Source organism: Pectobacterium zantedeschiae, from assembly GCF_004137795.1.
Taxonomy (GTDB): Bacteria; Pseudomonadota; Gammaproteobacteria; order Enterobacterales; family Enterobacteriaceae; genus Pectobacterium; species Pectobacterium zantedeschiae.
In genome coordinates this window covers 1,383,613-1,408,862 of sequence record NZ_NWTM01000001.1, presented here as the reverse complement: position 1 = coordinate 1,408,862, position 25,250 = coordinate 1,383,613, and the positions used below count along the sequence as shown (strand labels likewise).

The following is a 25,250-nucleotide window of genomic DNA, read 5'->3' as shown; positions in this document are numbered from 1 at the left end:
GTTCCTGATTTTTTATTATCAAGCAGACGTGTTTTTGCGTAATTGTCATCGGGTGTTGCTAAACGTTGGGCGGCAATTATGATTATGTTTATTGATTGATCTGAAGAGTTTAGGCATGGAAAAAGAAAAAAAATCGAACGCTGAATTTGTTCCCCAGTTTCAACGCGCCTTTTTTCATCCGCGCTATTGGGGCGTTTGGTTAGGCGTTGGCATGATGGCACTCGCTGCCTATATTCCCGCTCGGTTAAGAAACCCGGTGCTGGGAGGGTTAGGGCGTTTTGTCGGGAGAATATCAAAAGGTGCTCGCCGCCGTGCCCGCATTAATCTTCTGTATTGCATGCCAGAGCTAACGGAAGCACAGCGTGAAGCTATCATCGATGACATGTTTGCGACGGCACCTCAGTCGATGATCATGATGGTAGAAGTAGGGATTCGAAACCCAAAGAAAATCGAGAAATATGTTCGTTGGCACGGCGAAGACATTCTTGAACGTATTAAAGCACAAGAAAAGAACGTGATTTTTCTGGTTCCGCACGGATGGGGCGTCGATATCCCTGCGATGTTGCTAACTTCTCGTGGACAGCGTATGGCGGCGATGTTCCATAACCAGAAGAATGCGCTAGTGGATTATTGGTGGAATCGGTTACGCCGTCGCTTTGGTGGACGGATCCATGCTCGTAACGATGGTATTAAGCCGTTCATCAGTTCCGTACGCTCTGGGTGCTGGGGGTATTATTTACCCGATCAAGATCACGGTCCTGAGCACAGCGAGTTCGTTGATTTCTTTGCAACCTATAAAGCAACGCTACCTGCTGTCGGACGGCTGATGAAAGTGTGCCGAGCTGATATTGTGCCGCTATTCCCGGTATATAACGCCAAAGACGGTTGCCTTGATGTATTTATTCGTCCGCCGATGGATGATTTGGCGGAGGCAGATGATGCCTACATTGCACGGCGTATGAATGAAGAGGTAGAAATTCTGGTCAGGCCAAACCCTGAGCAGTACACCTGGATTCTGAAGCTGTTGAAAACCCGCAAGCCGGGTGAGATTGAGCCATATTGCCGGGATGATTTATACCGCAACAAGAAGTGAGATGAGTCGCGGATAGACGCACTGATAAAAAAGCCGGACGAGGAATTGTCCGGCTTTTTACTATCACAATACCGTCTGCTAACTCAGTAGCGGATGGTTATTGCAATCATTATTCCACGCGCAGGATACGGATCGTGTTGGTGGTGCCCACCGTGCCCATGATGTCGCCCTGCGTGACGATAACCAGATCCCCAGATACCAGGAACCCTTTGTCACGCAGCAGAATTACTGCATCATTGGCGGCGGCAACGCCGTCCGTGTAGCTGTCGAAATGCACGGGTGTGACACCACGGTACAGTGCGGTCAGGTTCAGCGTGTGCTCATGACGAGACATGGCGAAAATTGGCAGACCGGAACTGATACGCGACATCATCAGGGCGGTACGGCCAGATTCCGTCATGGCGATCAGCGCAGTAACACCTTTCAGGTGGTTGGCAGCATACATGGAAGACATCGCGATGGATTCTTCTGTGTTATCAAACTGCACGTCAAGGCGGTGTTTGGAGACGTTGATGCTTGGGATCTTCTCCGCACCTAAACACACTTTTGCCATGGCAGCGACGGTTTCAGCTGGATATTGACCCGCAGCGGTTTCTGCTGACAGCATTACAGCATCGGTGCCATCCAGCACGGCGTTGGCGACGTCCATTACCTCGGCGCGCGTTGGCATCGGGTTGGTGATCATCGATTCCATCATCTGCGTAGCGGTAATGACCGCACGGTTCAGTTGGCGAGCTCGACGGATCAATTTCTTCTGAATCCCTACCAGCTCAGGGTCGCCGATTTCAACGCCCAGATCGCCCCTTGCGACCATTACCACGTCGGAAGCCAGAATAATGTCATCCATTGCGGCATCTGAGCAGACGGCTTCAGCACGTTCAACTTTTGATACGATCTTGGCGTTACAGCCAGCATCGCGTGCGAGACGGCGTGCGTAATTGAGGTCTTCACCAGTACGTGGGAAAGAGACAGCCAGATAGTCGACGCCAATTTTTGCGGCAGTAATAATGTCGGCTTTATCTTTTTCCGTCAGGGCTTCGGCAGACAGACCACCACCAAGTTTGTTGATGCCTTTATTGTTAGAAAGCGGCCCACCAACGGTAACTTCGGTGTAAACTTTCAGACCTTCAACCTGAAGGACTTTTAACTGTACGCGGCCGTCATCCAGTAACAGGATATCGCCAGGCACCACGTCGCTTGGCAAGCCTTTGTAATCGATCCCGACTCTTTCTTTATCGCCTTCGCCTTTCGCTAAGTTGGCATCCAGCAAGAATTTGTCGCCGACATTCAGGAAAATTTTACCTTCTTTGAAGGTGGACACGCGAATCTTTGGACCCTGAAGATCGCCAAGAATGGCAACATGGCGGCCTAATTTAGCCGCAATTTCACGAACTTTGTTGGCACGTAATTGATGATCTTCTGCTGTGCCGTGAGAAAAATTCATGCGTACTACGTTAGCTCCCGCACTGATAATCTTTTCGAGATTATTATCGCGGTCGGTAGCGGGCCCCAGGGTGGTAACAATCTTGGTTCTTCTGAGCCGTCTGGACATGTATAACTCCGTTCACTTGTGAAGCTGCAGTGTTGCGATTAAGCGTCGAATAACGGTGTAAAATGTCACTTTACAACAAAACTATTTCACCTGCGTTATCCGAACATCGTGTTGAGTCTGATTATCATACTGTACAGGTAATCCCTACCATCTTTCCATGGCCGTAAACTCTGGCCGCATCAAGATGAGTCAGGTAGATGATACCGCTCATTTTTCATAGATATAACTAAAAACAAAGCACAACGTAAAACTTAACTACCATCTGAAAACTCAGGTATCACCTGAACGGGTTGATCAACCGTTCGTCTTTATCAAAGCGCGATTCACGCAGAGCCTCTTTGACCCGTTTCAGGTTATCACGAAATTTTTCCCCGCGGCGTAGTGTGAACCCCGTCGCCAAAACGTCGATCAACGTCAATTGAGCGATGCGGGACACCATCGGCATATACACATCGGTATCTTCGGGCACGTCAAGCCGTAAGGCCAGCGAGGCTTCACGCGCAAGCGGCGTACCGTCCGAAGTGATGGCGATCACCGTCGCATCGTTTTCGCGTGCCAGTTGCGCCATTTCGACCAGACTTTTGGTTCTGCCAGTATGGGAGATCAATACCACGACGTCGCCGTCGCTGGAGTTCATGCAACTCATACGCTGCATAACGATGTCATCAAAATAAACAACGGGGATATTGAAGCGGAAAAATTTGTTCATCGCATCGTGTGCGACAGCAGCGGAAGCACCCAGGCCAAAGAAAGAAATTTTCTTCGCCTGGGTCAGTAAATCCACTGCGCGGTTGACGGCAGTGACATCCAGGCTTGATTTCACCTGTTCTAAACCCGCCATCGTGGATTCAAAGATTTTGCTGGTATAGGCGTCAACGCTGTCATCTTCTTCAACGTTACGGTTCACATACGGTGTACCGTTCGCCAGACTTTGCGCCAGATGTAGTTTAAAATCAGGAAAACCTTTAGTTTCAAGGCGACGACAGAAACGATTAACCGTTGGCTCGCTGACGTCGGCCATTTTGGCTAAGGTCGCGATGCTGGAGTGAATGGCCGTCTGCGGAGTGCTCAGGATCACTTCAGCCACTTTTCTTTCTGATTTGCTTAAGAGTTCTAAGTGACTCTGGATTTTTTCCAGCATATTCATACGACAAGGGCCATGTAAGTTTTTTCCAATTTCAACTAAAGGTACAACTGGCATGCATTACGTGAAAAAATGCACGTCATGAAAATATACTACGACCTGTAGTGGTTGGCAGAGGGCAACACGCTAAGTTGGGGCCTTTTTTTGCCAGAACATGACATGTGTCTAACTTTCAGAAAAGTAATCGACTGTCAGAAACGACGAAAAATTTCGTTTTAGGGCGAATGCATAAGTGATTTCAGCCACTGCACAGACCGATTTATGCCTGATTTTCAGTCAATACTGATCATTATTTGGCATTTTTATGATGGGTTTACTGGCTGTAGTCAAAAAGAGTACATTATCGCTGTAATAAAATTACAGCATCCTGCAACGAGGAGATGAACATGGCGGTAACTTCAACAGCCCAAGCGTGCGATCTGGTTATTTTCGGTGCCAAGGGCGATCTGGCGCGCCGTAAATTGCTGCCTTCCCTATACCAGTTGGAAAAAGCAGGTCACATCCATGCGGACACCAAAATTATTGGGGTAGGTCGTGCGGATTGGGATAAAGCGGAGTATACCCGCGTCGTGCGCGAAGCGCTTGACACTTTTATGAAAGAAGCCATCGACGATAAGTTGTGGGAAACGCTAAGCAATCGGCTGAATTTCTGCAATCTTGATGTGGAAGACACGAAAGCCTTTAACAAGCTGGGCAAGATGCTTGACCAGAAAAATCGGACTACCATCAATTACTTTGCGATGCCGCCCAGCACATTCGGTGCGATCTGCAAAGGGTTGGGAACGGCAGGGCTGAATAAAGAGCCTGCGCGCGTAGTGATGGAAAAACCGCTGGGTACCGACCTGGCGTCTTCTCGCGTCATTAACGATCAGGTCGCGGAATTCTTCAACGAGTGTCAGGTTTACCGTATTGACCACTATCTGGGTAAAGAAACGGTTCTGAACCTGCTGGCGCTGCGTTTTGCCAACTCGCTGTTCTCCTCAAATTGGGACAATCGGACTATCGATCATGTGCAGATCACGGTAGCCGAAGAGGTCGGGATTGAAGGACGCTGGGGCTATTTTGATAAAGCTGGCCAGATGCGTGACATGATCCAGAATCACCTGTTACAGATTCTGACGATGATTGCGATGTCGCCGCCGTCTGATTTGACGACTGACCGCATCCGTGATGAAAAAGTAAAAGTGTTGCGTTCGCTGCGTCGTATCGATCGTTCCAACGTGCATGAAACGACGGTGCGCGGTCAATATTCTTCTGGTTTTGTTCAGGGACATAAAGTGCCGGGCTATCTGGAAGAAGAGGGTGCCAACAAAAGCAGCAGCACGGAAACCTTTGTCGCCATTCGTGTCGACATCGATGACTGGCGCTGGTCTGGCGTGCCGTTCTACCTGCGTACCGGTAAACGTCTGCCAACGAAATGTTCAGAAGTGGTGGTGTACTTTAAGAATCCGGCACTGAACCTGTTCCATGATTCTTACCAGCAGTTACCGCAGAATAAACTGATCATCCGCTTGCAGCCGGATGAGGGTGTGGAAATCCAAATTCTGAATAAAATCCCAGGATTAGAGCACAAGCACCGCCTGCAAACGGTGAAGCTGGATCTGAGCTTCTCGGAAACCTTTAATCAGCAGCATTTGGCGGATGCCTATGAGCGTCTGCTGTTGGAAACCATGCGCGGGATTCAGGCGCTGTTCGTCCGCCGTGATGAAGTTGAAGAAGCCTGGAAATGGGTGGATTCCATCATGGATGCGTGGGCGATGGACAACGATGCACCGAAGCCATATCAGGCAGGAAGCTGGGGGCCGGTGGCATCGGTTGCGATGATTACCCGCGATGGTCGTTCCTGGAATGAGTTTGAATAATTTTTTGATAATAAGTCAGTAACGGGAATGCCGAGATTATTCGGCATTCCATCGTTTTAATGTATGGCTAACGGTGCGGTCGGACATCTGCGGCGACGCAGATCCCTGTGGCAGGGGCGCGCTATATAATTAATGATGCCTTCGGGCATGACTGGAGATAACTTTTGATGAAAAACTGGAAAACGAGCGCGGAACAGATTTTGACAACAGGTCCTGTTGTTCCTGTGATTGTGGTCAACAAACTGGAACACGCAGTGCCGATGGCAAAAGCGTTAGTCGCGGGCGGCGTTCGCGTTCTGGAACTGACATTGCGTACCGACTGTGCCATCGACGCGATCCGTGCGATTGCGAAAGAGGTGCCGGAAGCCATCATAGGTGCAGGTACGGTGACAAATCCTCAGCAACTGGCAGCGGTTGTTGAAGCGGGGGCGCAGTTTGCTATCAGCCCAGGTCTGACCGAGCCGCTGTTGAAAGCCGCGATTGAAGGCAACATCCCGTTGATTCCAGGTATCAGCACTGTGTCTGAACTGATGCTGGGTATGGATTACGGCCTGCGTCAGTTCAAATTCTTCCCAGCGGAAGCTAACGGCGGCGTGAAAGCGCTCCAGGCGATCGCGGGTCCGTTTGCTCATATCCGTTTCTGCCCGACTGGTGGCATTACGCCAAATAACTACCGCGACTATCTGGCGCTGAAAAGCGTACTGTGCGTGGGTGGTTCCTGGTTGGTACCGAATGATGCATTGGAAAGCGGTGATTACGCGCGTATTACTGAACTGGCACGTGAAGCCGTTGCAGGCGCAAAAGCCTAAGCATGTTGGTTACTGAATGACAAAGGCCACTCGCAGAGAGTGGCCTTTTTTATGGCGGACATCCTTGTCCGCCACCCTGCGGGCCGTCGCAAGCGACGTTGAAAAATGTTCCCCAAATTTTTTTATGACGGGCATCCTTGTCCGCCACCCTACGGGCCGTCGCAAGCGACGTTGAAAAATGTTCCCCAAATTTTTTTATGACGGGCATCCTTGTCCATCACCCTGCGGGCCGTTGTTTCGCAACGTTGAAAAACGCGCGTGCGTTTTTTATTGCGAGTATTCAGCTCGCCGTTAGTGACGCTTTACCTCACCCAGCCAGCAATAAAATGCATCAGCCGCTGACTTTTACACTCGCCGCGACGCGCTTGGCGATTTCAACCGCATCAGCTGTGGTTTCTGCACTGGCTAACGCAACGCCCATACGGCGTTTACCGCTGATATCCGGTTTGCCAAACAGGCGAATTTGCGTATGAGGGAGTAGCGCGTTTTCTAGTCCCTGATAACGTACATTGTTACTGTCCAGTTCCGGTAAAATTACCGCGGAAGCCGATGCGCCGTACTGACGAACTGCGCCAATTGGCAGTCCCAGAAAAGCGCGAACGTGAAGAGCAAACTCGGACAGATCCTGAGAAATCATCGTTACCATGCCAGTATCGTGTGGGCGAGGGGAGACTTCACTGAAAATGACTTCATCACCGCAGACAAACAGTTCAACGCCGAACAGACCATAACCGCCGAGCGCTTTTACGACATCGCTGGCCATCTTTTGTGCGCGTTCCTGCGCCAGCGCACTCATCTGCTGCGGCTGCCAGGATTCGCGATAGTCGCCATCTTCCTGACGATGTCCGATAGGTGCACAGAAATGAATGCCGTCAACTGCATGGATGGTCAGCAGGGTGATCTCAAAATCAAAATTAACCAACCCTTCAACGATGACGCGTCCACCGCCAGCCCGTCCACCCTGTTGGGCATAGATCCATGCCTGCTCTAACTGCTCAGCGGAGCGAATCAGGCTTTGCCCTTTGCCGGATGAACTCATGACTGGCTTAACAATACAGGGATAACCGATCGTATCGACTGCCTGACGAAAGCTTTCTTCGCTATCTGCAAAACGGTAGGTGGAGGTCGGAACGCCGAGCGTTTCGGCAGCCAGACGACGGATGCCCTCACGGTTCATCGTCAGACGTGTCGCTTCGGCGCAGGGAACAACATGGTGCCCCTGTTTTTCCAGCGCCACCAGCATGTCGGTAGCGATGGCCTCAATTTCCGGCACGATGTAATCAGGGCGTTCAGCTTCAACCAACGCTTTTAATGCATCACCATCCAGCATATTGATGACATGGCTGCGATGCGCAACTTGCATCGCGGGTGCATCGGCATAGCGATCGACTGCGATCACTTCGATTCCAAGGCGTTGACATTCAATCGCCACTTCTTTGCCTAATTCACCGGAGCCAAGCAGCATCACTCGTGTGGCATCCGCACGCAGGGCGGTTCCAATCGTTAACATAACCTTATACCTGATCGGGTTGTGAAAAATGGCCGCAGTATAAACGAAAACGTTTGCGTGCGCATTAAAGAGGGATGCCCTGGAGGCGTTCCGCAAAAGCGCACCAAGAGACAAGGGCGTAGCTTGGCATTGTTGGGCAATCGTGCCACTCTTCTTACTGAGTGAAAATTTTATGTCAAGACAATGAGATCCGACGCGATGAAGACACCGCAAGCTGAAAAAAGACCCCACGCGATAAGCACACATGGTGATACGCGAATCGATAACTATTACTGGCTGCGTGATGACCAGCGTGCCGATCCGCAGGTGTTAGCCTATCTGGAACAGGAAAATGCCTATAGCGAAGCTATCATGGCACCTCACGAGGCGCGTAAACGATCGTTGTATGACGAAATGGTTAAACGCATTCCGTCGACGGATATGTCTGTGCCGTATGTCAGAAAAGGATATCGCTACCAAAGCCGCTATGAGCACGGTAAAGAGTACGCCATCTATCTGCGCCAGCCTGAACAGACAACAGAAGAATGGGAAACGTTATTGGACGGAAATCAACGCGCGGAAGGGCATGAATTTTATAGTCTCGGTGCGCTTGAAATTAGCCCGAACAATTCGCTGTTGGCGCTCTCGGAGGATTTTTTATCTCGTCGGCAGTACACAATTCGCTTTCGTGATCTGAATCGCGACGAATGGCTACCGGATGTGATCGAAAATGTGACCGCAGGTGCGGAATGGTCGGCAGATTCGACGATGCTGTACTACGTGCGTAAACACGAGCAAACGCTGTTGCCGTATCAGGTCTACCGTCATCGCTTGGGGAGCGATCCGGCGCAGGATGAGCTGGTGTATGAAGAGAAAGACGATACGTATTATGTCAGTCTGAGTAAAACGACATCAGAGCACTACATCACTGTTTATCTCAGCAGCACCACGACGACTGAAGTGCTATTGCTTGATGCGACAATCCCAGACGCGGTGCCGCAGGTATGTATTCCACGTCGGAAAGATCATGAATATGGCATTGATCACTATCAGGGGCAGTTTTATCTGCGTTCCAACCGGGAAGGAAAAAACTTTGGTCTTTACCGTTCTGGTAAGCCTGATGAGCAAACGCTGGAAACACTGATTGCCCCACGTGAACACCGCGTGCTGGAGAGTTTCGAACTTTTCCGTGATTGGCTGGTGGTGGAAGAACGAGAGCGCGGTTTGACCAGCTTACGTCAGATTCACTGGCATACACAGGAAGAAAAAGCGATCACCTTCAATGACGCGAGCTATGTGACGTGGCTGTCTTACAACCCTACGCCAGAAACGGCATTGGTGCGATATGGTTATTCATCAATGACAACCCCTAGTTCGCAATATGAACTGAATCTTGACACGGGTGAGCAGCAGTTACTTAAACAAGCTGAGGTGAAAGATTTCTCCCCGGATAACTATCGGAGCGAGCGCTTGTGGATCACCGTCCGAGACGGTGTCGAAGTGCCCGTTTCTTTGGTTTACCATCGCGCCCATTTTAGCCCAGGTAAGAATCCGATACTGGTTTATGGCTATGGCGCATATGGAAATAGCATGGATCCTGACTTCAGCGTTAGCCGTCTAAGCCTGCTAGATCGTGGATTTGTTTTTGCCTTAACGCACATTCGCGGTGGTGGCGAACTCGGACAGCAGTGGTATGACGATGGTCGCCTGCTTAATAAGATGCATTCTTTTACAGATTTCATCGATGTGTCTCAGGCATTGATAGAAAAAGGTTACGGCGACAGGAAAAATATGTTTGCCATGGGGGGCAGCGCGGGAGGTTTACTGATGGGCGCGGTCGTGAATATGGCGCCCGATCTGTTTAAAGGTGTTGTCGCTCAGGTTCCGTTCGTTGATGTACTGACGACAATGCTGGATGAGTCGATTCCGCTGACGACCGGAGAGTATGACGAGTGGGGCGATCCGAATGAACAAACCTACTATGACTACATCAAGCAGTACAGCCCCTATGATGGTATTACCGCACAGGGCTATCCCCATTTGCTGGTGACTACCGGATTACACGATTCTCAGGTTCAGTATTGGGAACCTGCAAAGTGGGTAGCGAAATTGCGGGAAGTAAAAACAGACGAGAGTCTGGTACTGTTGTACACCGATATGGAGGCTGGGCACGGCGGAAAATCGGGACGCTTCAAACGCTATGATGATATTGCCCTAGAGTATGCTTTCCTATTAATGGTGCTTGAAAAGGCAGAGGAAAGTCACGAGTAAGGGCTAACAACTGCGGCTATGTGGGTAAACCCGTCTTCGGGTTTACCCGATCAGCATGGCACTTTACTTAGTTAATATCAGTACTTAGGTAATATCAGCCTGCGGTTTCTTTGCCCTTTTCTCGGCTCGTTTTTCGGCGGCCGTTTTCAGGGGCTTCTTCTTACTGTTCTTTTTGCTATCCAGTCCTTTACTCATATCTTGCCTCGTTTGATAAAAGGTTAGGTTGCCACTCCATTAACCTCTTGTGTGAGTCGATATGCAAGCAGAAAATCGTTTTTGCTGTGTGCGAATGTAACTCGTGGAAAAGGATGTTTTCCACGGTGTAACAATCTTGAACTGGGATGAGGGGACCGCTATTTAGATTTAGGCTCGTAAGGTAAACGAGAGAATTGCAGGGAACGCTGACGGTAAAACATCACACGTTCACGAAAGTAGTTACGTAGATGCTCGGGTTGTTCTCTTTCAATGACTTCTGGAATGACCGGCATATTATAACGTTCTTTGAAGGCAACGCCTGACGCCGCCAAGTCTACGTTAACTTTATCCATATCCTCTTTGGATAGTTCCGCCAGATTATATCCCATACTGCTTTCTCCTGCCTATTGACTAAAGACTCATGTATGCCACGGTAAAGTAGCAGCAGGGAAATGGCAAGTGTTCGCCTTATCATGTGGATGTTTATTATTCTCATTACGAAATGGGAATAATTTCTAATACGCTTTTTTCATAAGTCACATAAGTTTCGGTTGTTATTTTTGATAATAAAAATGATTCGCAATAATATATTCCATCAATGATTTAGTGATAATAAATATCAATAACAATTTCATAATATGTTGTTTTTATTGTTTATTTTGTTAATTGTTCTTCAATGTTAATAAAGTGTTTTTTATTTTATTTTTTCAGGCATAATGCCCTAAATAAATTCACCTGCCGGGAAAATAGGGAGTTACTATGTTAAAAAAAGAAATGATTCAGAAGCTGAACGAGCAACTTAATCTGGAGTTTTATTCTGCGAATTTGTATTTGCAAATGAGTGCATGGTGCGGTGACAAAGGTTTTGAAGGTGCATCTAGTTTTCTGAAGACGCATTCTCAGGAAGAAATGCAACACATGCAGCGCCTGTTTGACTATCTGGATGACACGGGAAGCCTGCCTGTATTAGGCGCTATTGCGGCTCCGCCGATTGATTTCGATTCACTGGCTGATGTCTTCAAGCTGACCTATGAACACGAACAGCTGATCACAGCAAAAATTAATGAGCTGGCACATGCTGCGATGGCCTTGCAGGATTACTCTACATTTAACTTCCTGCAATGGTACGTTGCTGAACAGCATGAAGAAGAGAAACTGTTCCGCTCTATTCTGGACAAGCTTGCATTGGTTAATGCCAGCGAAGGCGGTTTGTTCTTCATCGATCAAGACCTGAAAAAAATGTCTGCGGCGACACCGTCAGCCTAACGGCAATCGACAACTCTGTCGGCCAATACGCATTTGAATAATGCGGGATAATGTTCTCTTTATCCCGCCATTTCTTCTCTCGAACGACTTTTCTACCTACACCTCGCCGTAAGTTTTATTCTTGGCTTCGTGCTCGACTTCATCTTCTTCTGTCGCTATGATCGCGTTAGTCGTGATATACAACCTTATGTTTTATAAGGTTTGATGCTGTCTTCCTGTTATTTGGATAAGGCTGTAAAACTCACACACATCATTGTTTGAATATGCATGTCGGGAATACCATGATGAATAAATTTTTGCTATCTATCGTGCTTACCTCACTTTCTGCGAACGCTTTTGCTGCCGCCAAACTGGCAAATATCAGTCGGCTTGAATATGGCGATCGCTGGGCTTTCACGCGTGAAGAGGTTCAACTGATTTGTCGCCCTGGCAATGCGCTATACGCCTTGCATACCGGTACGCTGATGCAATATCCGTTGAATGATGTTGCTATTGAGCAGATGAAGTCCGGTCGGGTAAGTGCGCAGCCGATAGACGTTATCTGGCTGGACGATCCTAAACATCCTGGTCAGAAAAAAAGCCTTCAGCCATTTATCGAGCGTGCAGAGCAACTGTGTCAGCCAGATGTTAAACCATGAAGTGATTGATTTACCTATTAATGTTAACTATTTGCTTCTTTATGGTTAGGGTAAAGTGTGAAATCTGTTCCATTTGTGATCATTACGAGTGGGTTGAAGCTGGAAAACCTGGGGGAGTTGGCTAAGCTTAAATCTACAGGGCTAGTACAGCTTGTATAAATGCCAACTTTTAGCGCACGGCTCTCCCAAGGGCCATTTCCCTAGACTGAATACAGGAATCGTATTCAGTCTTTTTTTATGTTGTTGATTTTTATGCTTTTATTTTTAATATCCACGAAAATACACGAAAAATCCACGAAATTTGATATACGGCCTTTTATAGGTAGATATATTCCTTCCCGCGAGTATCCAGATATTTCTCAGTCATTTTTGCTGATTTATGTCCCAGCAATTTCTGTGCAAACTCCTTTCCCCGTTCTTTCTCATACAATCTGCCAGCCAGACTTCTTATTTCATGAAACGTCGGCGGCTTCTCATCTAATTCAATCCCCGATGCCTTTCTTGCTTTAACAAACCCCTTTGTTAGCCCATTAAGTTCCACAGCTCCGTTAGGGCTATTTTTTCTAATACCGACACTAATCATGTAATCTGTATTGCTGGCATTACGGCATTGCTCAATGACATCGCATAAGCGCAACCCTATAGCATCGATTGTCAGGTCGAGAGGGATCGCCAGTTTGTTTCCGGTTTTCCCCTGTTCGACGAGTAGCCGATCATCAACAATATCGCTGAATTTAATTGCAGCAACATCTTCCCTGCGCTGACCAGTAACGAGCGCTAAGTCCATCGATAATTGAAACCAAAGAGCCTGTTTTTCAGCAGCAATGCGAATTGCTTTATATTGTTCTAGTTCAAGCCTCTCTCGTTGTACTTTCGGTTGCGGGGTTCGTGTGGGTAGTGTTGGATTATTTTCCACATGACCTTCAACAATAGCCTCGCGGAAAATATCAGATAAAACAGATCGGAAGCCTGCGGCCATCGATAACTTTTCTTGCTGCAAATAAATTTCCAAAAACTCAGCAATATCTTTCGTTGTAACCTCTTTTAGTATTTTTCCCCCCAGAGATTGCCGGATTGTAGCTAACTGGCCAGAGCGTATTTTGTAGGTATTAGCCGCCAGATCTCGTCGCTTAATAATTACATCGTAACGCTCAATCCACTCGGTCACCGTGAGTTCTTTTTTCACTTTTAACTTTTCAATCAGAGCTATCGGGGAGAAATTCTGCTCAATAAAACTATTTGCCTCTATAGCCTGGCTAATCGCATCCCTGCGAGCGATTTGTCCCAGAGATATTTCTTTTCCTGTTAATGGATTGCGCCAATAAAATGATTTGTATTTCTTACGATACGTGAGGTTGCGCGGCAAATTGGCATCATACCTTGTCGTCCTTGCCATTAATGATTCTCCTCACTAAATCTGAATTAAAGCCTTTTCTTTCGGCAATTATCCGTCGCGACAGTTTGTAATCTTTTGGATTGATAAATACAGCATCTTCGCTGACTCGATATTCACGACCATGCTTTTCTGGTGCTGGGTAAATTTTCCCAGCTCGCGCCCAACGCTGTAGGGTTTGGATTGTTGGCTGGTTACCCGAATAATTACGATCGCACCATTCGTTTAGCGTGATGAGTTTTCCCATATTCGCCTCATAACGTCATGTATTTAGATTTCTCAGAATCAGTTTTAGCGGGGGAGGTTGAGCCTCCCCAATAGGTTTAGCTATTTATATACTCGGGCTTCATATCGCACAGCGTTACAGCGAACTGATCATGGAGTTCGTCGCCGAGGTGACGCTTTGCCGCAGCCAGTGATTTTTCCAGCGCCGCAAATTTCTCCACGGCATCGGGTTCGTCAGGCTGGGGCAGGGAGTTAATCTCCGCCTCAATCTGGTTTTTTGCATTAACCAGGTAATAGCGTTTCACCGCCTTGTTTTTCAGCTCAGTGAATAACGCAGTACCCAGCGCTGATTTTTGAGTTTCAATATCAGCACGAATAGCCTTGGTTTTATCAACATCATCGGCCCGTTCAATCTGATCACGGAAATCATCTGCCAAAGAGTCGAGACTGCTGGTGGACTCCTGCGAGCTGACTGTTGTTTCTGGCGCGTCTGCGTGTAGATCGCTGAGGTTGACACGCTGCGGTGTAGGGTTGATTTCCTTCTCTGTGCGATGCTCTATTTCATCAGGGCTATACACACCCATGATCACTTCTGAGCAGTACAGGCGCGCCCAGTATTTAACGGCAAGATAAGCTATCTGTTGCTTAGGTGCCGTCTTCCAGAGCGGGGAATTACGCGTTGTAATATCAGCCAGATAAACTGGTTCACCCCATGTAATTTCCTGCTCACCACGTAAAATAGCGCCGACACGGATAAACAGCCCTGACTCGTCGCGCCCGTCCTTTTTTCCGACGATCTTTTCCCAATCCCCACCATATTCATACTTGAATCGACCGCGTACCGCGCTGGAGCTTGTAATAACCGTGTTAACCAACTGAGCCTCATAGCCAAGCTGACCGTTTACTAAATGCGTTTTTTGCCCCACAGCATATGGGTCCATGCCCCAACGTGCAGCTTGCATGACAATTGCCAGGCAGTCAGACGACTTTCCTTGCAGGTGCTTAGGAACTGTCGCGACGCCCTTTGACATGACATCGGCAATATTCATTAGCTGTTCCATGATGTCAGCTCTCATCAGGAGGATGCTATTGTTCATCACGTTAGGTGCTTGCTGTTCGGTCGTTACGATGCTGGTATTTTCCATGATCTCCCCCTTATGCCACACGCAGTGCTTCAAGACGACGCTGGTCAAAATCGTTTAGTTCGTCCGCGTAATCATCAGTGATTGGCGCTGGCCACTCGCCAGTATCAAACCCCGTAGCGATCGCACGCATAGTTTTTCGGTACTCCAGCATGCCCAATTCTAAAAGCTCTTCCGATGCCTCTACTATGGTGATCCAGTGGTAGTTTTCGTCTTTGTTGACGAAAATCCAGAAGAACTGATCGAGCGTCGCGGTTTCGCTATACATTGCCGCGCTCAGGTGGTAATCGCGGTCTATGATTTCACGGTGAAGTTTTGCGCGCAGACCATCTTGCTTGACGTTCCACATGCTTATTGTTTTCAGATCACAGCCGATGCGTACACCGTCAAGGTCGATCTCAAGGTCGGGACGAACACGGACTTCCAGCCCAGTTTCGTCGTCAAATCCGAAATAACTCACCTCAACGGCGCGGCTCGGGTGAGTCAGCAGCTTGCCTGCGGTTGGGTGGCTCAACAACGCTTTCTGAATTGCTTGGGCTGTGGCCAGCTGTGCGCGGGTGACCAAAATTTTGTCTTCGGGATTCTCGCGCCATGCATCAAGCAGTTCGTCAGCGAATACCGCATCTGGATTAACCGATTTAACGGACTGAATCAGATCGGACTTTGTGCCGGACACTTTCAGCGGTTGTGGTTTTTGCGCTTCCTGCGCCACCTGGTCAGGATTGATCATTGCCAGTTGCTCGAGCAGCGCGTCACGGCTCCCGCTGGTTTTAACCTGCGGCGGCAGGGTGGCGTTGTACTCTTTGATGCAGGCTTTCATTGCGACAGCAGTATGCTTCGTACCGTTATCGATGCGTTGGAATTCCTCCGGCATTTGCTCGTATGACGTGTAAGTTTCTTCCGCAGATGTTCCGAGTGGAAGCTGATCAGGCAGGGTGGCGTTGTACTCTTCCAGCAGTGCTTTGATGTCGTCTGCAGACAGCAGCGCTGGCAGGCTGGCGTTATGCTCATCGATAAACGTGCGGATCGTCGCTGTCGTAGTAAATGCGCCCTCAGGTATTACCGGCTCAATACTGAATTCAGCCAGCAGGTTTTCTGGTTGCAGCGCCAGCGCATGCACCAAGTTACCCATGTCCAGCACTTTGGAGTTCTCACGTGCGATAGTCTTGGCTACGTGGCGTGCGTTGAAGTACATCAGGCTGACCCGCGCATCTTTTACCTGAGTGCTGCTGACGCCATTCGCCGCGTGGTAATCGTTATTCGACACCCCTTCATAGCGACCTGGCTCAAAGTAGGGCGGTTCGTCTATGACTACCGGCCCTACTGGTTCCTCAGCGGCGGCACCCTCACTCACCCACTTATCTACAGCTGATTCGAGAGCTGCTCTCGCCTCTTTAATAGAGCCATCATCATTCGCTGACGCTGATACCGCTGAATTAGTTTCGCTCGATTGGTTGCCAGCCTTTTCCATCTGCACATTGCCCACCCCATCATTTTCCGGTTTTTCTCCCTCATTTGAGGGGGCGCTATTCATCAACCCTTCAATAGAGAACTTACCGTCACCAAGGCTTTCAACTTGAGGTTGAGTGCCTAATTCTTCGTCTGTTTCGGTGTTCTCTTGCTTAGCGGAATTGGCAGGGGCGTGACGTGCCAGCGTCAGCAGTTCTGGTGTCGGCGTCGTGTAATATTCAGCCGTCAACGTTGAGTTAATGTACCGCTGGAGACTGTCTGGGAAGTGGGGCACATCCTGATTCGCTTTGCGAATTAGAGCGCCGATCCCTGCTTTGAACACGCTCAGAATGCCCGGCATTGGTCGCAAAGTTTGGCTCCATGTTTTAAATGGCTGCTCTTTGTTTGCGACAATCTCTTTGGCTCGGCGATAAACAGGGCCGGGAATATTGTAGATATCAAAATCAAATGGTGTCGTGAACAGCGCGATTTCGATATCAAGAGTATCTAAAGTGTGGGTATAACCACGGTCAGTGTTGCTACCATCACCAGCATTAGCCCCCGACTCAGTGCGCGGCACGCCAGATTTCTTCGCCCACTTCGTTGTAACCTCTGAACGATATGGACCTGATCGCTCCAGTGTAGAATCTTCATTGCGTGCATTCAGCCATTCTTTCGAAAATGAAACGATGTCGCCTACAGATGGGGTTTTGCCGTCCATCGCCCACACTGACTTAATCGCATCAATCAGGCTGAATAGCGTGTCAGGGAAAACATGCTGTGCTTGTAACAGTTCTTTAGCGTTGTTCAGCGCCAGCAACAAATTTTGGAAATAGGTAGCTTCCATGTCGTGCTGCAATGCGCTGATTTCACGCTGCTGAATAACAGACAGCTCCACGAATGACGTATACAGCCAGCCGCCGCCAATACGCTGAGCGAATGAGGCTTGCTCGATAGTGATTGTGCCGTCAGTTGCTGGTGTGTCAGCTAATTGAGTTGATGCGGTTTGCCCTGTAATAGCGGCGTGCTCATCCTGAATGTTGGTAGAAGTTGGTTTAGATTTAGGAATTTGACGCCACGATTTACCGTCATCATTCAGTTCGTAGCGATCGCACCATTTATCATCCAGAGCGCCTTCCTCAGGAAGGTCATCAACGACGAACCAGTCAGTACGAAGCGGCAAGTTATAATCACCGCCGCGGCCAGTTGTGATTTCGTCGTCTTCCAGAATGTTCATGATTTCACGTTCTGCACGTGAGTCGGATTTAGCAGATAGCCAGCAGAACAAACTCTTTTTGTCTGATTTTGCTTTAGCTTTGATGATAAACGCATAGGTGTTCATTGCGTTGGGACTCCTTTGGGTTGTAGAATCCCCTGAGCCATTGATTGCGCCCAAGGGTAGTGGTCATTGGTCAAAACTCGATTCCAACGTTCTTTGGTCGGAGCGTTGGCGTACTAACCCGCTTCGGCGGGTTTTTGCGTTTCAAGCTGCGAGCAGCTTTTCCCTGGTGCCAGCAATCCGCTAGCTAATAGCAATTGGTCAGAACTCGATTACTTCGTTGCTGGCTGTTGGCCGTCAGCCCTGATGATTCCCTCAACCGGAAAGCACTCGCCGTTAACGCGCTGGTCATACATATCAGCAACGCAATCTTGCTGCGTGTCGTAAACACCCAACACAGCCTCGTGACATTCGCCAGTCGTCGTACAGATGACGAGAACCAGCGCGAATAGTGTTTCCATCAATTTCCTCTTCCTAGTAATGCCCTTGCCATGATGCGGTTAGCTGCATCCCATTTTTTACTGCTGTTTTGTGCTCTCGCCTTTTGTGCCAGACGCTGAGCCATGCGAAACTGCCGAATATTCATCGACACCTCTGCTTCTGCCGTTGTCGCCCGGCTGGCGGAACGTTGAAACCTGCTGCGCTATTACTTAAATCTCAACAACTGCCGTCATGTTCTTTCGCCTCAGGCTGGCTACTTAGCCCTTCCGCATCGCTGAGTAACTCGGGGTATTGCTCAGCGGGTTATGCGTTGGAGCGTTGCTGCGTTTCGATAAATTGATAATACAACCTTAAGTTATTAAGTCAATAACCTTAAGTTGTATTTATTGAGAGGAAGACACAAAAAAACCCGCATATGCGGGTTGGTTTTCATCTAAATTAGATTAATTTACAGGCTTTACTCTGCCGTATGCCTCGTTCAGCGTGGTGTCATAAAGCACTCCGTCTGAGAAAATGAACACATGTTTTTGGTTACCCGTATAGCCGCCATAGCTATTTTTTGCGTTAACAAGAACAGGTATTATATATCCATAGGTTACCCTTCCACCCGTAGGCGCCCACGGGCCATCCTGCGCATAACCTTTAAATGTTGGCAAAAAGGTGTATTGCGCACTGTACGGATCCTTAAGCGTTGCTGAAAAATGAGTCTTTACCAAATCTTGGTAATTATTGGGTAACTCGCCGTAGCTGGCTGAAGATATCTGGGCTGGTGATGGGGGGGGCTGTGTTGCACATCCGACTAAAGCTAAAGAAGCTATTAGTGCGCTAATAATTGCTATTTTTTTCAATTATCTACCCTCATAAGTAACGAACGATTACATAATATCACCGAGCATAAGAAGGGCAAAAAAATCCCGCCGAAGCGGGATAGAGTGAAACCTTATTTTTTGGGAAGTTCTGGTTTTTTGACTTGAGAAAGCAATTTGACCGCATCGACCTGAGGTATAGCGCCTTCTTTTGCCTTAACTGCTATATATGCTGGGAATTTTGTTGGGAGGTAAGACTGCTGCATCCAACGACGAAACTCACCTAAGGCATCGTCTGGATAAACCCATGCCTCAATAGGACCAGCTCTGTGTTGCGGGAACCAATCTGGGTAAGTGTGGGAGTGTTTGGTTCTATTCCCGTATTTATTATCAAGATTTGTGCCAGCCCAGTGCTTTCCCCAGCTAAGACCAACACTGATATCAGGAACGGAGGCTGGACCGAAATTAAAACCACCATTAATCATCTTAAGGGTTAGATCAGCCATCTCGCTGAACACCGAAAAATACCCAAAAGGTACCTGAGCGTTTAACTGCAATCTCTCGTGAAAGCACTGCCATGCACCACGCTGAGGATTCTCAGGATCAATACCAACACTTAAAAAAATGAATCTTCTAAGGGTGTTCTCTGCAAGTGCTCTAAAGTTTTTTAAGGCGGTTGTATTGTCAACTTGCCCTGCATCAAAAGCATAGTACTCCAGAATTGCCATGCAAACAGAATCTGGGTAAGCCCTAACCTCAACACCATTGACAGTTACATTCCAATATAGTTGAGTAAGTCGGACTCCTTTTTTTTGTAATATTTGGTCGATCTTTTGCCCGCGAGTTTTTTGACGCTCTTCAATCCAATCGGTTGTTAACCTTGCAATTACTGATGAATCGACGCCGCATAAACGAGAGAGCCCTCGCATTGTAAGGTAAGGGGAGCCATTATTGAGTATCCCCATTTGAATACCCTCTATCTCCACTTCCTTTACAGGAAATACATCTATTTCTATCTGCTGCCCAGGAAGCAGTGAATTACTCTTATCCATATGAATTCCAATAAAAATTTGGTGATGCTCAACTCACCTTATTCCCTGAATAAGACTATGCTATCCGCTCAGCGTCGGATTCGCGCTGTGTGTAATTATAAAATCAGTCGTCCGAGGGCTTATATCTACCCCTAAGGTACTTCTCCACACACTCATCCAGTGCTCTCAACTGGAGCGGCAATCTTGAACTCATGCTTGTTCTTCAACTGCTAACTATTGGCTGATACGCGATATGCCATCTTGAATTGCCTGATTTACATCAGGTGCGATGGTTTTTCTGCGCCGCTATCCACCGGGCAACCGTCTTATCCATGCTCTCTTTACGCTCTTTCATTTCAGACAGCATCTGCTGTTGATCTTCTTCCGGGAAAGCATTGAAGGTTTTAAGCAGGTCAAGTTGCATGGTGCCTATCTTCATGGAGTCTGGAGTTACAACCTGATCCCCATCGTCTGGTGGAAGCATAAACCAGTAAGGAGGATGTCCAGTTATATCAGTGAGTTTATCTATGTTTTCCATTGACGGGCTACTTTTACCCTTAACCCACTTTTGAATGGTTTGCTGTGTAACACCGAGACGATTAGCGAGATCGTTTTGGGTCCAGTTCTTTTCTTTTAGAAGCCGGTTAATTCGGTATGTAGTGATGTCAATAGTCTTCATTTTCATTCCTAAATAATACAACTAAAGGATGTATCAATCGATGTGAACTTAAAGTTGTTGTAATTAACTCCTTTAAGTTGTATTTTTGCCATGTTCATAAACGGAGGACCTATATGAAAAAAGAAATAAAAGAACTTGTATCCAAGCGCTATACACAGTCGGAAATAGGACGCCACTTGAACGTAAGTCAGCAGACCGTTTTTAAGTGGCTTAAGGGGCAGGTTCCTGCTGTCCGGGTAATCCCTTTTTGCCGCCTGATGCAATGGGAAATTACCCCTCATGAGCTCCGGCCCGACCTTCACCCAAACCCAACTGATGGCCTACCAAAGGAAAAGGAAGCCTAACAATGCATACCCAAACTTATCAGGATGATATCTGCATCAGTCCGGGGTTATTGAAATCCCGAAATCAATCACGGCAGGCGGTGGTGGCACATGCTGCCGTTCGTGATGCTGTGTATGCGTGGCAAAAAACGCTACCAGGTAAAGCGCAGGAAACGATCGCGCAGCTGGTGGTTGATGAATGGCACCTCAGTGGTGGGCGTGGACTGCACTTGGGCGACTCAGCCCGCAACAACAAACAGAATCTTTTTCGCTGGCTTGATAACCCATTCAATTCCAAACGCTATGCCGGATATATCGCGAAACTCACGCCAGTGATCGCCGACGTTATGCCCATTGAGATAGCTCGCCAGTACGGATTGAAGAAGGGCAAAACAAAAGCGGAACTAGTGGCCACTGCGTCGCGTGAATGCTCAGAAGCAAAACAGGCTGCACTGCTGGGTGAGCCGCTGCGTGAACTTGAGCAAAAGATAAGGGAAGGGGTTATGTCGCTGATTCAGCTCGCGCCGCCCGATCGTTGGGCCGCAGTTCTTGACAGCACCGTGACGATGTTCAGCGGGATTTTTTAATCGAGTTTTGACCAATAAACATTACTAAGGAGCCCAGCGATGAAAGAGCGCGGGATAATTTTTAACGGCGAGATGGTTCGGGCCACCCTTGACGGTCTCAAGACGCAGACGCGGCGGGTTGTCAGGCATCAGCCAGATGAAGACGGCTTGGCTCGACTGAGTGGCGGTCCGTGGATGGATACCAGCGAGAAGGTTTATCGCTGCCCATACGGAGAGGTTGGCGATCGGCTATGGGTGCGCGAGACCTCTGGCCTTCAAGTTCGCCGTGATGCATTGGGCGGAACCGGTGAGTTTCGCGTGTATCGCGCCAGCAATCCTGATGCCATCCGATTCACAGCGAACGGGAAAAACTATCCGATCAAATGGGTGCCATCAATCCACATGCCGCGCCATGCCAGCCGTATCACGCTGGAAATCACAGATGTGCGCGTGGAGCGGTTGAACTACATCAGTGAAGAGGACGCTATCTCCGAAGGAGTGGCTCGCAGGCATAGCGACACGTACCACGGCTTCTATCGTGATTATGAAAATCAAGGTTATGGATGCGGATGCACATTCGCAAAGGATAGCTTCAGGTCTCTCTGGAGATCAATCTACGGCGCTGAAAGTTGGAATGCCAATCCGTGGTGTTGGGCCATCACCTTTAAGCGCATTGAGGGGGCTTAATGGCTTACGAATGGATCAAGGTTGAGGTCATTACGCCCGACAAGCCGGAGATTTATCAACTGGCCGAAATATTGAGCATCGACCCTGATTCAGTGCTGGGGAAACTGATCCGCCTATGGTCGTGGGCTGACCAACAAACGATAGACGGTAACGCAAATGGTAACGCTACGAGCGTTACAAAAAACGCTATCGATCGCATTACTTTTTTTCCCGGCTTCGCTGATGCACTGCTTCAAGTTGGCTGGCTCAAGACTGAGGGTAACACCCTGATGTTTCCCAACTTCGAAAGGCACAACGGGAAATCCTCTAAAAAACGGACACTTAGCAATAGGCGAGTTACAGAACACCGCAAGAAACCGTCAAACGGTAACGCAAATAGTAACGCAGAGAGGGTTACATCAGCGTTTCAAAAAGAGTTACCAGAAGAAGAATTAGAAGAAGAAGTAAAAGATAAAACCCCACACATAACGCGCGAGGAAAATTTACTTCCTGCTGAGAACAACGGACTACCGGAATACCTGCCAGGTATCGATGAGCCGATCGGTAAATTCCCGATGTTTTCCGACTGGAGACCGTCGTTGGATTTTCGACAACGGGCTGCGCTGGCGGGGGTAATTCTGGATGAGGACTACCAGCCAACTGAGTTAGCGGGTTTTGTCATGTACTGGCAGCCGGAGGGCAAAGCGTTCCACCAGCTCCAGTGGGATCAGAAATTTGCTCGGCACATCCAGCAGGTGCGGAGTTCGGCAGGTAAACAAAAAAACGAGGTGAGTAATCATGAGGGAGTTAACCAGGATTCAACCGCGCCACGCGCCGTTCAGCGCATCAGGGCAGCACGTGAGCAGTGGGAGCGAGAAAGTGCAGGCAACCCAGATGGCATGGCAGCTATGGGAGGTCATGGGGGAAATATTTACAGATCGCTGGGCAGTGAAGAACGGGACGGCGCCGTCGGAGATTTGGGTGGGAATTATCAGCGGCATGACACCTGAGCAATTGCAGCAGATTTGCGCGGGGTGCCTAGAACGCTGCGCTGCTGGTAATTCATGGCCGCCAGATCTGGCTGAGTTCGTGTCGCTGATTGCTGAGTGTGGAGCCAACCCGTTCGGACTGAGTACCGATGACGTGATGGCGGAATACAAGCGCTGGCGCAACGAGTCGTATCGATATTCGAGCAGCACAGAATTCCCGTGGCGTCAGCCGGTTCTGTATCACATCTGCATCGAGATGCGGCGTGCTGGCGTAGAAAAACGCATGACGGCGGGAGAACTGGAGCGGCTGGCAGAACGGCTGCTGAACAAGTGGGTTAAGCACGTGGCGCATGGGATGAGTATTCCGCCGATTCGCCGTCAGCTTGCCGCGCCAAAACATCCAGGTGGGCCGACACCTGCGGAACTCGCATATGCGGAGTTCAAACGCCGCAAAGCTGCGGGAATGTTTGATTAACTAACAATCGAGATTTGACCAATGAAAACTAAGATGACAACACAGCAGCGCGTGCTGCGCTACGTTCGCCGCAACGAAGGATTAACGCGGACAGAGATTGCCCGAGGTTTAGATATAACCCGCCGTGAGGCCAGCTCCGCACTCGGAACGCTTAGAGAAAACAATCAAGTAATCGCAGTCGGCACACCGGGCAAATACCGGTTCCATTTGTTCCGTGAGATTCATCCGGGCTTTGGCGTTCATCCCGCACAGGCTCGTTTTACTCAACTGCTGGCAGGAGTACGCGCATGAAACCTGAAATGTCTACAGCGGTGATGATTGAGCGCATCCGCGAAATGGCCGTATCCGATCAAGACGGCACGTTATTGAACCAGGTAGCAAACCGCATTGAATTACTGTTGGCAGCAGAATCCAGTATGTCGCGCGAAATGGCCTGCATTCGCCATGCGCTGGATATCCCTCCCGATCAATCAGTTCAGTCCGGCGTCGTTAACGCATTCGTGCGGCTGAATGGCGAGATTCTGGAATTGCGTAATCAGTTAGCAGCTGAGCTGGCGGATAAGTGCCGCATGGATTGGCTTATTTCGCATTACGTAGAGGTGCGCACACCGCTCGTTTACGGAAGCCACGCACTGTTTGTCGCTCAAACGGTTTCGGAAGACTGGGCAGAAATACACGCCACATCGCTACGTGAACAAATCGATGCAGCAATGATTGCTGCTGCTCCGCAGTTAGAGCGCAAGGACGGTGACGCATGACGCAGATTTTAGATATGTGCTGTGGCAGTCGCATGTTCTGGCATGACAAAAGCGACCCCCGCGCAGTGTTCATGGATAACCGTAGCGAACAGCACACGCTGTGCGATGGCCGGAGCCTTGTTATTTCTCCTGACATCATCGCAGACTTTCGTCAGCTCCCGTTCGCCGACGAGATTTTCCCTGTTGTCGTGTTCGATCCTCCACATTTAGAACGCGCAGGGCCAGAGGGTTGGATGCGCAAAAAATACGGCGTGTTGAATCCGCAGACATGGCGCGATGATTTGCGTGCTGGATTTGTCGAAGCGTTCCGCGTGCTGCGGCCTGATGGCGTGTTGATTTTCAAATGGAACGAAACACAGATTCCTGTCAGCCAGGTTTTATCACTGACAAATGAGAGCCCGATTATCACGCAGCGAACAGGGAAGGGCGACAAAACCCATTGGATTATTTTTGTAAAAAGCAGTGTTGCATAAGTATTTGGCCTGACGGTATTCATAAGCTATCTAATCCATGATGCTTGCTCATTAATTATCATTTTGAAGCACCGAAAGGTGTTTCTTTATGGCTGGTAATTAAACCATAAAAAGTGATATCTTTCTGTATTCTTAAGTTTTTTATAAGCTATTATCTCTAGCTGAAATTTCTGCTCTAATAGTTATTAAATTGGACTTAAAAATCAATAACTTGGTTGTAAATTGGCTTTATTAAA

26 protein-coding genes are annotated in these 25,250 nt (G+C 48.6%); 14 read left to right on the top strand and 12 right to left on the bottom strand.

All coding sequences use genetic code 11. The features are described 5' to 3' along the window. Positions 1–115: 115 nt before the first annotated feature. Positions 116–1,093 carry a lauroyl-Kdo(2)-lipid IV(A) myristoyltransferase gene (gene lpxM, locus CLR69_RS06455; RefSeq protein WP_129711404.1) on the top strand — a complete coding sequence of 326 codons (978 nt, stop codon included), beginning with the start codon at positions 116–118 and terminating at the stop codon, positions 1,091–1,093. A gap of 109 nt (positions 1,094–1,202) precedes the next feature. Here lpxM and pyk read toward each other — a convergent pair whose 3' ends face one another. Together pyk and CLR69_RS06445 are read right to left on the bottom strand one after the other, a co-directional pair. Next, a complete protein-coding gene (gene pyk / locus CLR69_RS06450; RefSeq protein WP_129704623.1) occupies positions 1,203–2,645 on the bottom strand; it encodes a pyruvate kinase in 1,443 nt (480 codons plus the stop codon). Positions 2,646–2,922: 277 nt separating this feature from the next. Next, on the bottom strand, positions 2,923–3,792 hold the full coding sequence (locus CLR69_RS06445; RefSeq protein ID WP_039300438.1) for a MurR/RpiR family transcriptional regulator: 870 nt from the start codon (positions 3,790–3,792) through the stop codon (positions 2,923–2,925). 383 nt (positions 3,793–4,175) lie between these two features. Here CLR69_RS06445 and zwf point away from each other — a divergent pair, with 383 nt between their 5' ends. Together zwf and CLR69_RS06435 are read left to right on the top strand one after the other, a co-directional pair. Next, positions 4,176–5,651 carry a glucose-6-phosphate dehydrogenase gene (zwf, locus tag CLR69_RS06440; protein WP_129704625.1) on the top strand — a complete coding sequence of 492 codons (1,476 nt, stop codon included), beginning with the start codon at positions 4,176–4,178 and terminating at the stop codon, positions 5,649–5,651. Between the two features lie 167 nt (positions 5,652–5,818). Beyond that, positions 5,819–6,460: a bifunctional 4-hydroxy-2-oxoglutarate aldolase/2-dehydro-3-deoxy-phosphogluconate aldolase gene (locus CLR69_RS06435; protein ID WP_129711403.1), complete on the top strand. Its 642-nt coding sequence runs from the start codon at positions 5,819–5,821 to the stop codon at positions 6,458–6,460. A gap of 331 nt (positions 6,461–6,791) precedes the next feature. Here CLR69_RS06435 and purT read toward each other — a convergent pair whose 3' ends face one another. Beyond that, positions 6,792–7,970: a formate-dependent phosphoribosylglycinamide formyltransferase gene (gene purT / locus CLR69_RS06430; protein WP_129711402.1), complete on the bottom strand. Its 1,179-nt coding sequence runs from the start codon at positions 7,968–7,970 to the stop codon at positions 6,792–6,794. Positions 7,971–8,168: 198 nt separating this feature from the next. Here purT and CLR69_RS06425 point away from each other — a divergent pair, with 198 nt between their 5' ends. After that, on the top strand, positions 8,169–10,220 hold the full coding sequence (locus tag CLR69_RS06425) for a S9 family peptidase (protein WP_129711401.1): 2,052 nt from the start codon (positions 8,169–8,171) through the stop codon (positions 10,218–10,220). Positions 10,221–10,573: 353 nt separating this feature from the next. Here the strand turns inward: CLR69_RS06425 and CLR69_RS06420 are convergent, their stop codons facing one another. Next, a complete protein-coding gene (locus CLR69_RS06420; RefSeq protein ID WP_129704638.1) occupies positions 10,574–10,804 on the bottom strand; it encodes a DNA polymerase III subunit theta in 231 nt (76 codons plus the stop codon). A 370-nt stretch (positions 10,805–11,174) separates the two neighbouring features. On the opposite strand from CLR69_RS06420, the gene ftnA reads away from it, so the two are divergent. Both ftnA and CLR69_RS06410 read left to right on the top strand, forming a co-directional pair. Further along, positions 11,175–11,681 (top strand): non-heme ferritin, encoded by a 507-nt coding sequence (ftnA, locus tag CLR69_RS06415; protein WP_129704640.1) that lies wholly within the window; start codon positions 11,175–11,177, stop codon positions 11,679–11,681. A 281-nt stretch (positions 11,682–11,962) separates the two neighbouring features. Further along, positions 11,963–12,319, top strand: a complete 357-nt coding sequence (locus CLR69_RS06410) for a YebY family protein (protein ID WP_129711400.1) — start codon at positions 11,963–11,965, stop codon at positions 12,317–12,319. A gap of 316 nt (positions 12,320–12,635) precedes the next feature. Here CLR69_RS06410 and CLR69_RS06405 read toward each other — a convergent pair whose 3' ends face one another. From CLR69_RS06405 to CLR69_RS06370, 8 genes are all read right to left on the bottom strand, one after another. Continuing rightward, positions 12,636–13,715 (bottom strand): tyrosine-type recombinase/integrase, encoded by a 1,080-nt coding sequence (locus CLR69_RS06405; protein WP_129711399.1) that lies wholly within the window; start codon positions 13,713–13,715, stop codon positions 12,636–12,638. Continuing rightward, a complete protein-coding gene (locus CLR69_RS06400) occupies positions 13,693–13,959 on the bottom strand; it encodes an excisionase (RefSeq protein ID WP_129711398.1) in 267 nt (88 codons plus the stop codon). Before CLR69_RS06400 ends, CLR69_RS06405 begins: the two co-directional genes overlap by 23 nt. 76 nt (positions 13,960–14,035) lie before the next feature. Beyond that, on the bottom strand, positions 14,036–15,082 hold the full coding sequence (locus CLR69_RS06395; RefSeq protein WP_129711397.1) for a RecT family recombinase: 1,047 nt from the start codon (positions 15,080–15,082) through the stop codon (positions 14,036–14,038). Positions 15,083–15,092: 10 nt separating this feature from the next. Continuing rightward, the gene (locus CLR69_RS06390) at positions 15,093–17,870 is read right to left on the bottom strand and encodes a RecE family exodeoxyribonuclease (RefSeq protein ID WP_129711396.1); all 2,778 of its coding nucleotides are present in this window, start codon (positions 17,868–17,870) and stop codon (positions 15,093–15,095) included. 209 nt (positions 17,871–18,079) lie between these two features. Then, the gene (locus CLR69_RS06385; protein ID WP_129711395.1) at positions 18,080–18,268 is read right to left on the bottom strand and encodes a DUF1482 family protein; all 189 of its coding nucleotides are present in this window, start codon (positions 18,266–18,268) and stop codon (positions 18,080–18,082) included. 423 nt (positions 18,269–18,691) lie between these two features. Further along, positions 18,692–19,096: a hypothetical protein gene (locus CLR69_RS06380; RefSeq protein WP_129711394.1), complete on the bottom strand. Its 405-nt coding sequence runs from the start codon at positions 19,094–19,096 to the stop codon at positions 18,692–18,694. 92 nt (positions 19,097–19,188) lie between these two features. Continuing rightward, positions 19,189–20,106: a BstA C-terminal domain-containing protein gene (locus tag CLR69_RS06375; protein WP_165345950.1), complete on the bottom strand. Its 918-nt coding sequence runs from the start codon at positions 20,104–20,106 to the stop codon at positions 19,189–19,191. A 259-nt stretch (positions 20,107–20,365) separates the two neighbouring features. Next, positions 20,366–20,764, bottom strand: a complete 399-nt coding sequence (locus tag CLR69_RS06370; protein WP_129711393.1) for a helix-turn-helix domain-containing protein — start codon at positions 20,762–20,764, stop codon at positions 20,366–20,368. A gap of 113 nt (positions 20,765–20,877) precedes the next feature. Between CLR69_RS06370 and CLR69_RS06365 the strand changes: the two genes are divergently transcribed. From CLR69_RS06365 to CLR69_RS06330, 8 genes are read left to right on the top strand one after another with little or no spacing between them, the layout of a single operon-like run. After that, entirely contained in the window at positions 20,878–21,108 is a 231-nt protein-coding gene (locus CLR69_RS06365) for a transcriptional regulator (RefSeq protein WP_129711392.1), read from the top strand. Between the two features lie 2 nt (positions 21,109–21,110). Continuing rightward, the gene (locus tag CLR69_RS06360; RefSeq protein WP_129711391.1) at positions 21,111–21,674 is read left to right on the top strand and encodes a toxin YdaT family protein; all 564 of its coding nucleotides are present in this window, start codon (positions 21,111–21,113) and stop codon (positions 21,672–21,674) included. Positions 21,675–21,713: 39 nt separating this feature from the next. Continuing rightward, positions 21,714–22,340, top strand: a complete 627-nt coding sequence (locus CLR69_RS06355) for a hypothetical protein (protein WP_129711390.1) — start codon at positions 21,714–21,716, stop codon at positions 22,338–22,340. Beyond that, positions 22,340–23,329 carry a DnaT-like ssDNA-binding domain-containing protein gene (locus CLR69_RS06350; RefSeq protein ID WP_129711389.1) on the top strand — a complete coding sequence of 330 codons (990 nt, stop codon included), beginning with the start codon at positions 22,340–22,342 and terminating at the stop codon, positions 23,327–23,329. Before CLR69_RS06355 ends, CLR69_RS06350 begins: the two co-directional genes overlap by 1 nt. Then, the gene (locus tag CLR69_RS06345) at positions 23,238–23,783 is read left to right on the top strand and encodes a replication protein P (RefSeq protein WP_422762865.1); all 546 of its coding nucleotides are present in this window, start codon (positions 23,238–23,240) and stop codon (positions 23,781–23,783) included. The genes CLR69_RS06350 and CLR69_RS06345 overlap by 92 nt, the downstream gene beginning before the upstream one ends. Positions 23,784–23,816: 33 nt before the next feature. Next, positions 23,817–24,074 carry a helix-turn-helix domain-containing protein gene (locus CLR69_RS06340; protein ID WP_165504374.1) on the top strand — a complete coding sequence of 86 codons (258 nt, stop codon included), beginning with the start codon at positions 23,817–23,819 and terminating at the stop codon, positions 24,072–24,074. Next, entirely contained in the window at positions 24,071–24,541 is a 471-nt protein-coding gene (locus CLR69_RS06335) for a hypothetical protein (protein WP_129711387.1), read from the top strand. Before CLR69_RS06340 ends, CLR69_RS06335 begins: the two co-directional genes overlap by 4 nt. Further along, positions 24,538–25,014, top strand: coding sequence for a class I SAM-dependent methyltransferase (locus CLR69_RS06330; RefSeq protein WP_129711386.1), 477 nt, complete (start codon positions 24,538–24,540; stop codon positions 25,012–25,014). The genes CLR69_RS06335 and CLR69_RS06330 overlap by 4 nt, the downstream gene beginning before the upstream one ends. Positions 25,015–25,250: the final 236 nt, after the last annotated feature.

Bases quoted from the DNA above. Each gene is read 5' to 3' on its own strand.
- lpxM (WP_129711404.1), top strand. From the start codon at position 116: ATGGAAAAAGAAAAAAAATCGAACGCTGAATTTGTTCCCCAGTTTCAA.
- pyk (WP_129704623.1), bottom strand. From the start codon at position 2,645: ATGTCCAGACGGCTCAGAAGAACCAAGATTGTTACCACCCTGGGGCCC.
- CLR69_RS06445 (WP_039300438.1), bottom strand. From the start codon at position 3,792: ATGAATATGCTGGAAAAAATCCAGAGTCACTTAGAACTCTTAAGCAAA.
- zwf (WP_129704625.1), top strand. From the start codon at position 4,176: ATGGCGGTAACTTCAACAGCCCAAGCGTGCGATCTGGTTATTTTCGGT.
- CLR69_RS06435 (WP_129711403.1), top strand. From the start codon at position 5,819: ATGAAAAACTGGAAAACGAGCGCGGAACAGATTTTGACAACAGGTCCT.
- purT (WP_129711402.1), bottom strand. From the start codon at position 7,970: ATGTTAACGATTGGAACCGCCCTGCGTGCGGATGCCACACGAGTGATG.
- CLR69_RS06425 (WP_129711401.1), top strand. From the start codon at position 8,169: ATGAAGACACCGCAAGCTGAAAAAAGACCCCACGCGATAAGCACACAT.
- CLR69_RS06420 (WP_129704638.1), bottom strand. From the start codon at position 10,804: ATGGGATATAATCTGGCGGAACTATCCAAAGAGGATATGGATAAAGTT.
- ftnA (WP_129704640.1), top strand. From the start codon at position 11,175: ATGTTAAAAAAAGAAATGATTCAGAAGCTGAACGAGCAACTTAATCTG.
- CLR69_RS06410 (WP_129711400.1), top strand. From the start codon at position 11,963: ATGATGAATAAATTTTTGCTATCTATCGTGCTTACCTCACTTTCTGCG.
- CLR69_RS06405 (WP_129711399.1), bottom strand. From the start codon at position 13,715: ATGGCAAGGACGACAAGGTATGATGCCAATTTGCCGCGCAACCTCACG.
- CLR69_RS06400 (WP_129711398.1), bottom strand. From the start codon at position 13,959: ATGGGAAAACTCATCACGCTAAACGAATGGTGCGATCGTAATTATTCG.
- CLR69_RS06395 (WP_129711397.1), bottom strand. From the start codon at position 15,082: ATGGAAAATACCAGCATCGTAACGACCGAACAGCAAGCACCTAACGTG.
- CLR69_RS06390 (WP_129711396.1), bottom strand. From the start codon at position 17,870: ATGAACACCTATGCGTTTATCATCAAAGCTAAAGCAAAATCAGACAAA.
- CLR69_RS06385 (WP_129711395.1), bottom strand. From the start codon at position 18,268: ATGGAAACACTATTCGCGCTGGTTCTCGTCATCTGTACGACGACTGGC.
- CLR69_RS06375 (WP_165345950.1), bottom strand. From the start codon at position 20,106: ATGGATAAGAGTAATTCACTGCTTCCTGGGCAGCAGATAGAAATAGAT.
- CLR69_RS06370 (WP_129711393.1), bottom strand. From the start codon at position 20,764: ATGAAGACTATTGACATCACTACATACCGAATTAACCGGCTTCTAAAA.
- CLR69_RS06365 (WP_129711392.1), top strand. From the start codon at position 20,878: ATGAAAAAAGAAATAAAAGAACTTGTATCCAAGCGCTATACACAGTCG.
- CLR69_RS06360 (WP_129711391.1), top strand. From the start codon at position 21,111: ATGCATACCCAAACTTATCAGGATGATATCTGCATCAGTCCGGGGTTA.
- CLR69_RS06355 (WP_129711390.1), top strand. From the start codon at position 21,714: ATGAAAGAGCGCGGGATAATTTTTAACGGCGAGATGGTTCGGGCCACC.
- CLR69_RS06350 (WP_129711389.1), top strand. From the start codon at position 22,340: ATGGCTTACGAATGGATCAAGGTTGAGGTCATTACGCCCGACAAGCCG.
- CLR69_RS06345 (WP_422762865.1), top strand. From the start codon at position 23,238: ATGGGGGAAATATTTACAGATCGCTGGGCAGTGAAGAACGGGACGGCG.
- CLR69_RS06340 (WP_165504374.1), top strand. From the start codon at position 23,817: ATGACAACACAGCAGCGCGTGCTGCGCTACGTTCGCCGCAACGAAGGA.
- CLR69_RS06335 (WP_129711387.1), top strand. From the start codon at position 24,071: ATGAAACCTGAAATGTCTACAGCGGTGATGATTGAGCGCATCCGCGAA.
- CLR69_RS06330 (WP_129711386.1), top strand. From the start codon at position 24,538: ATGACGCAGATTTTAGATATGTGCTGTGGCAGTCGCATGTTCTGGCAT.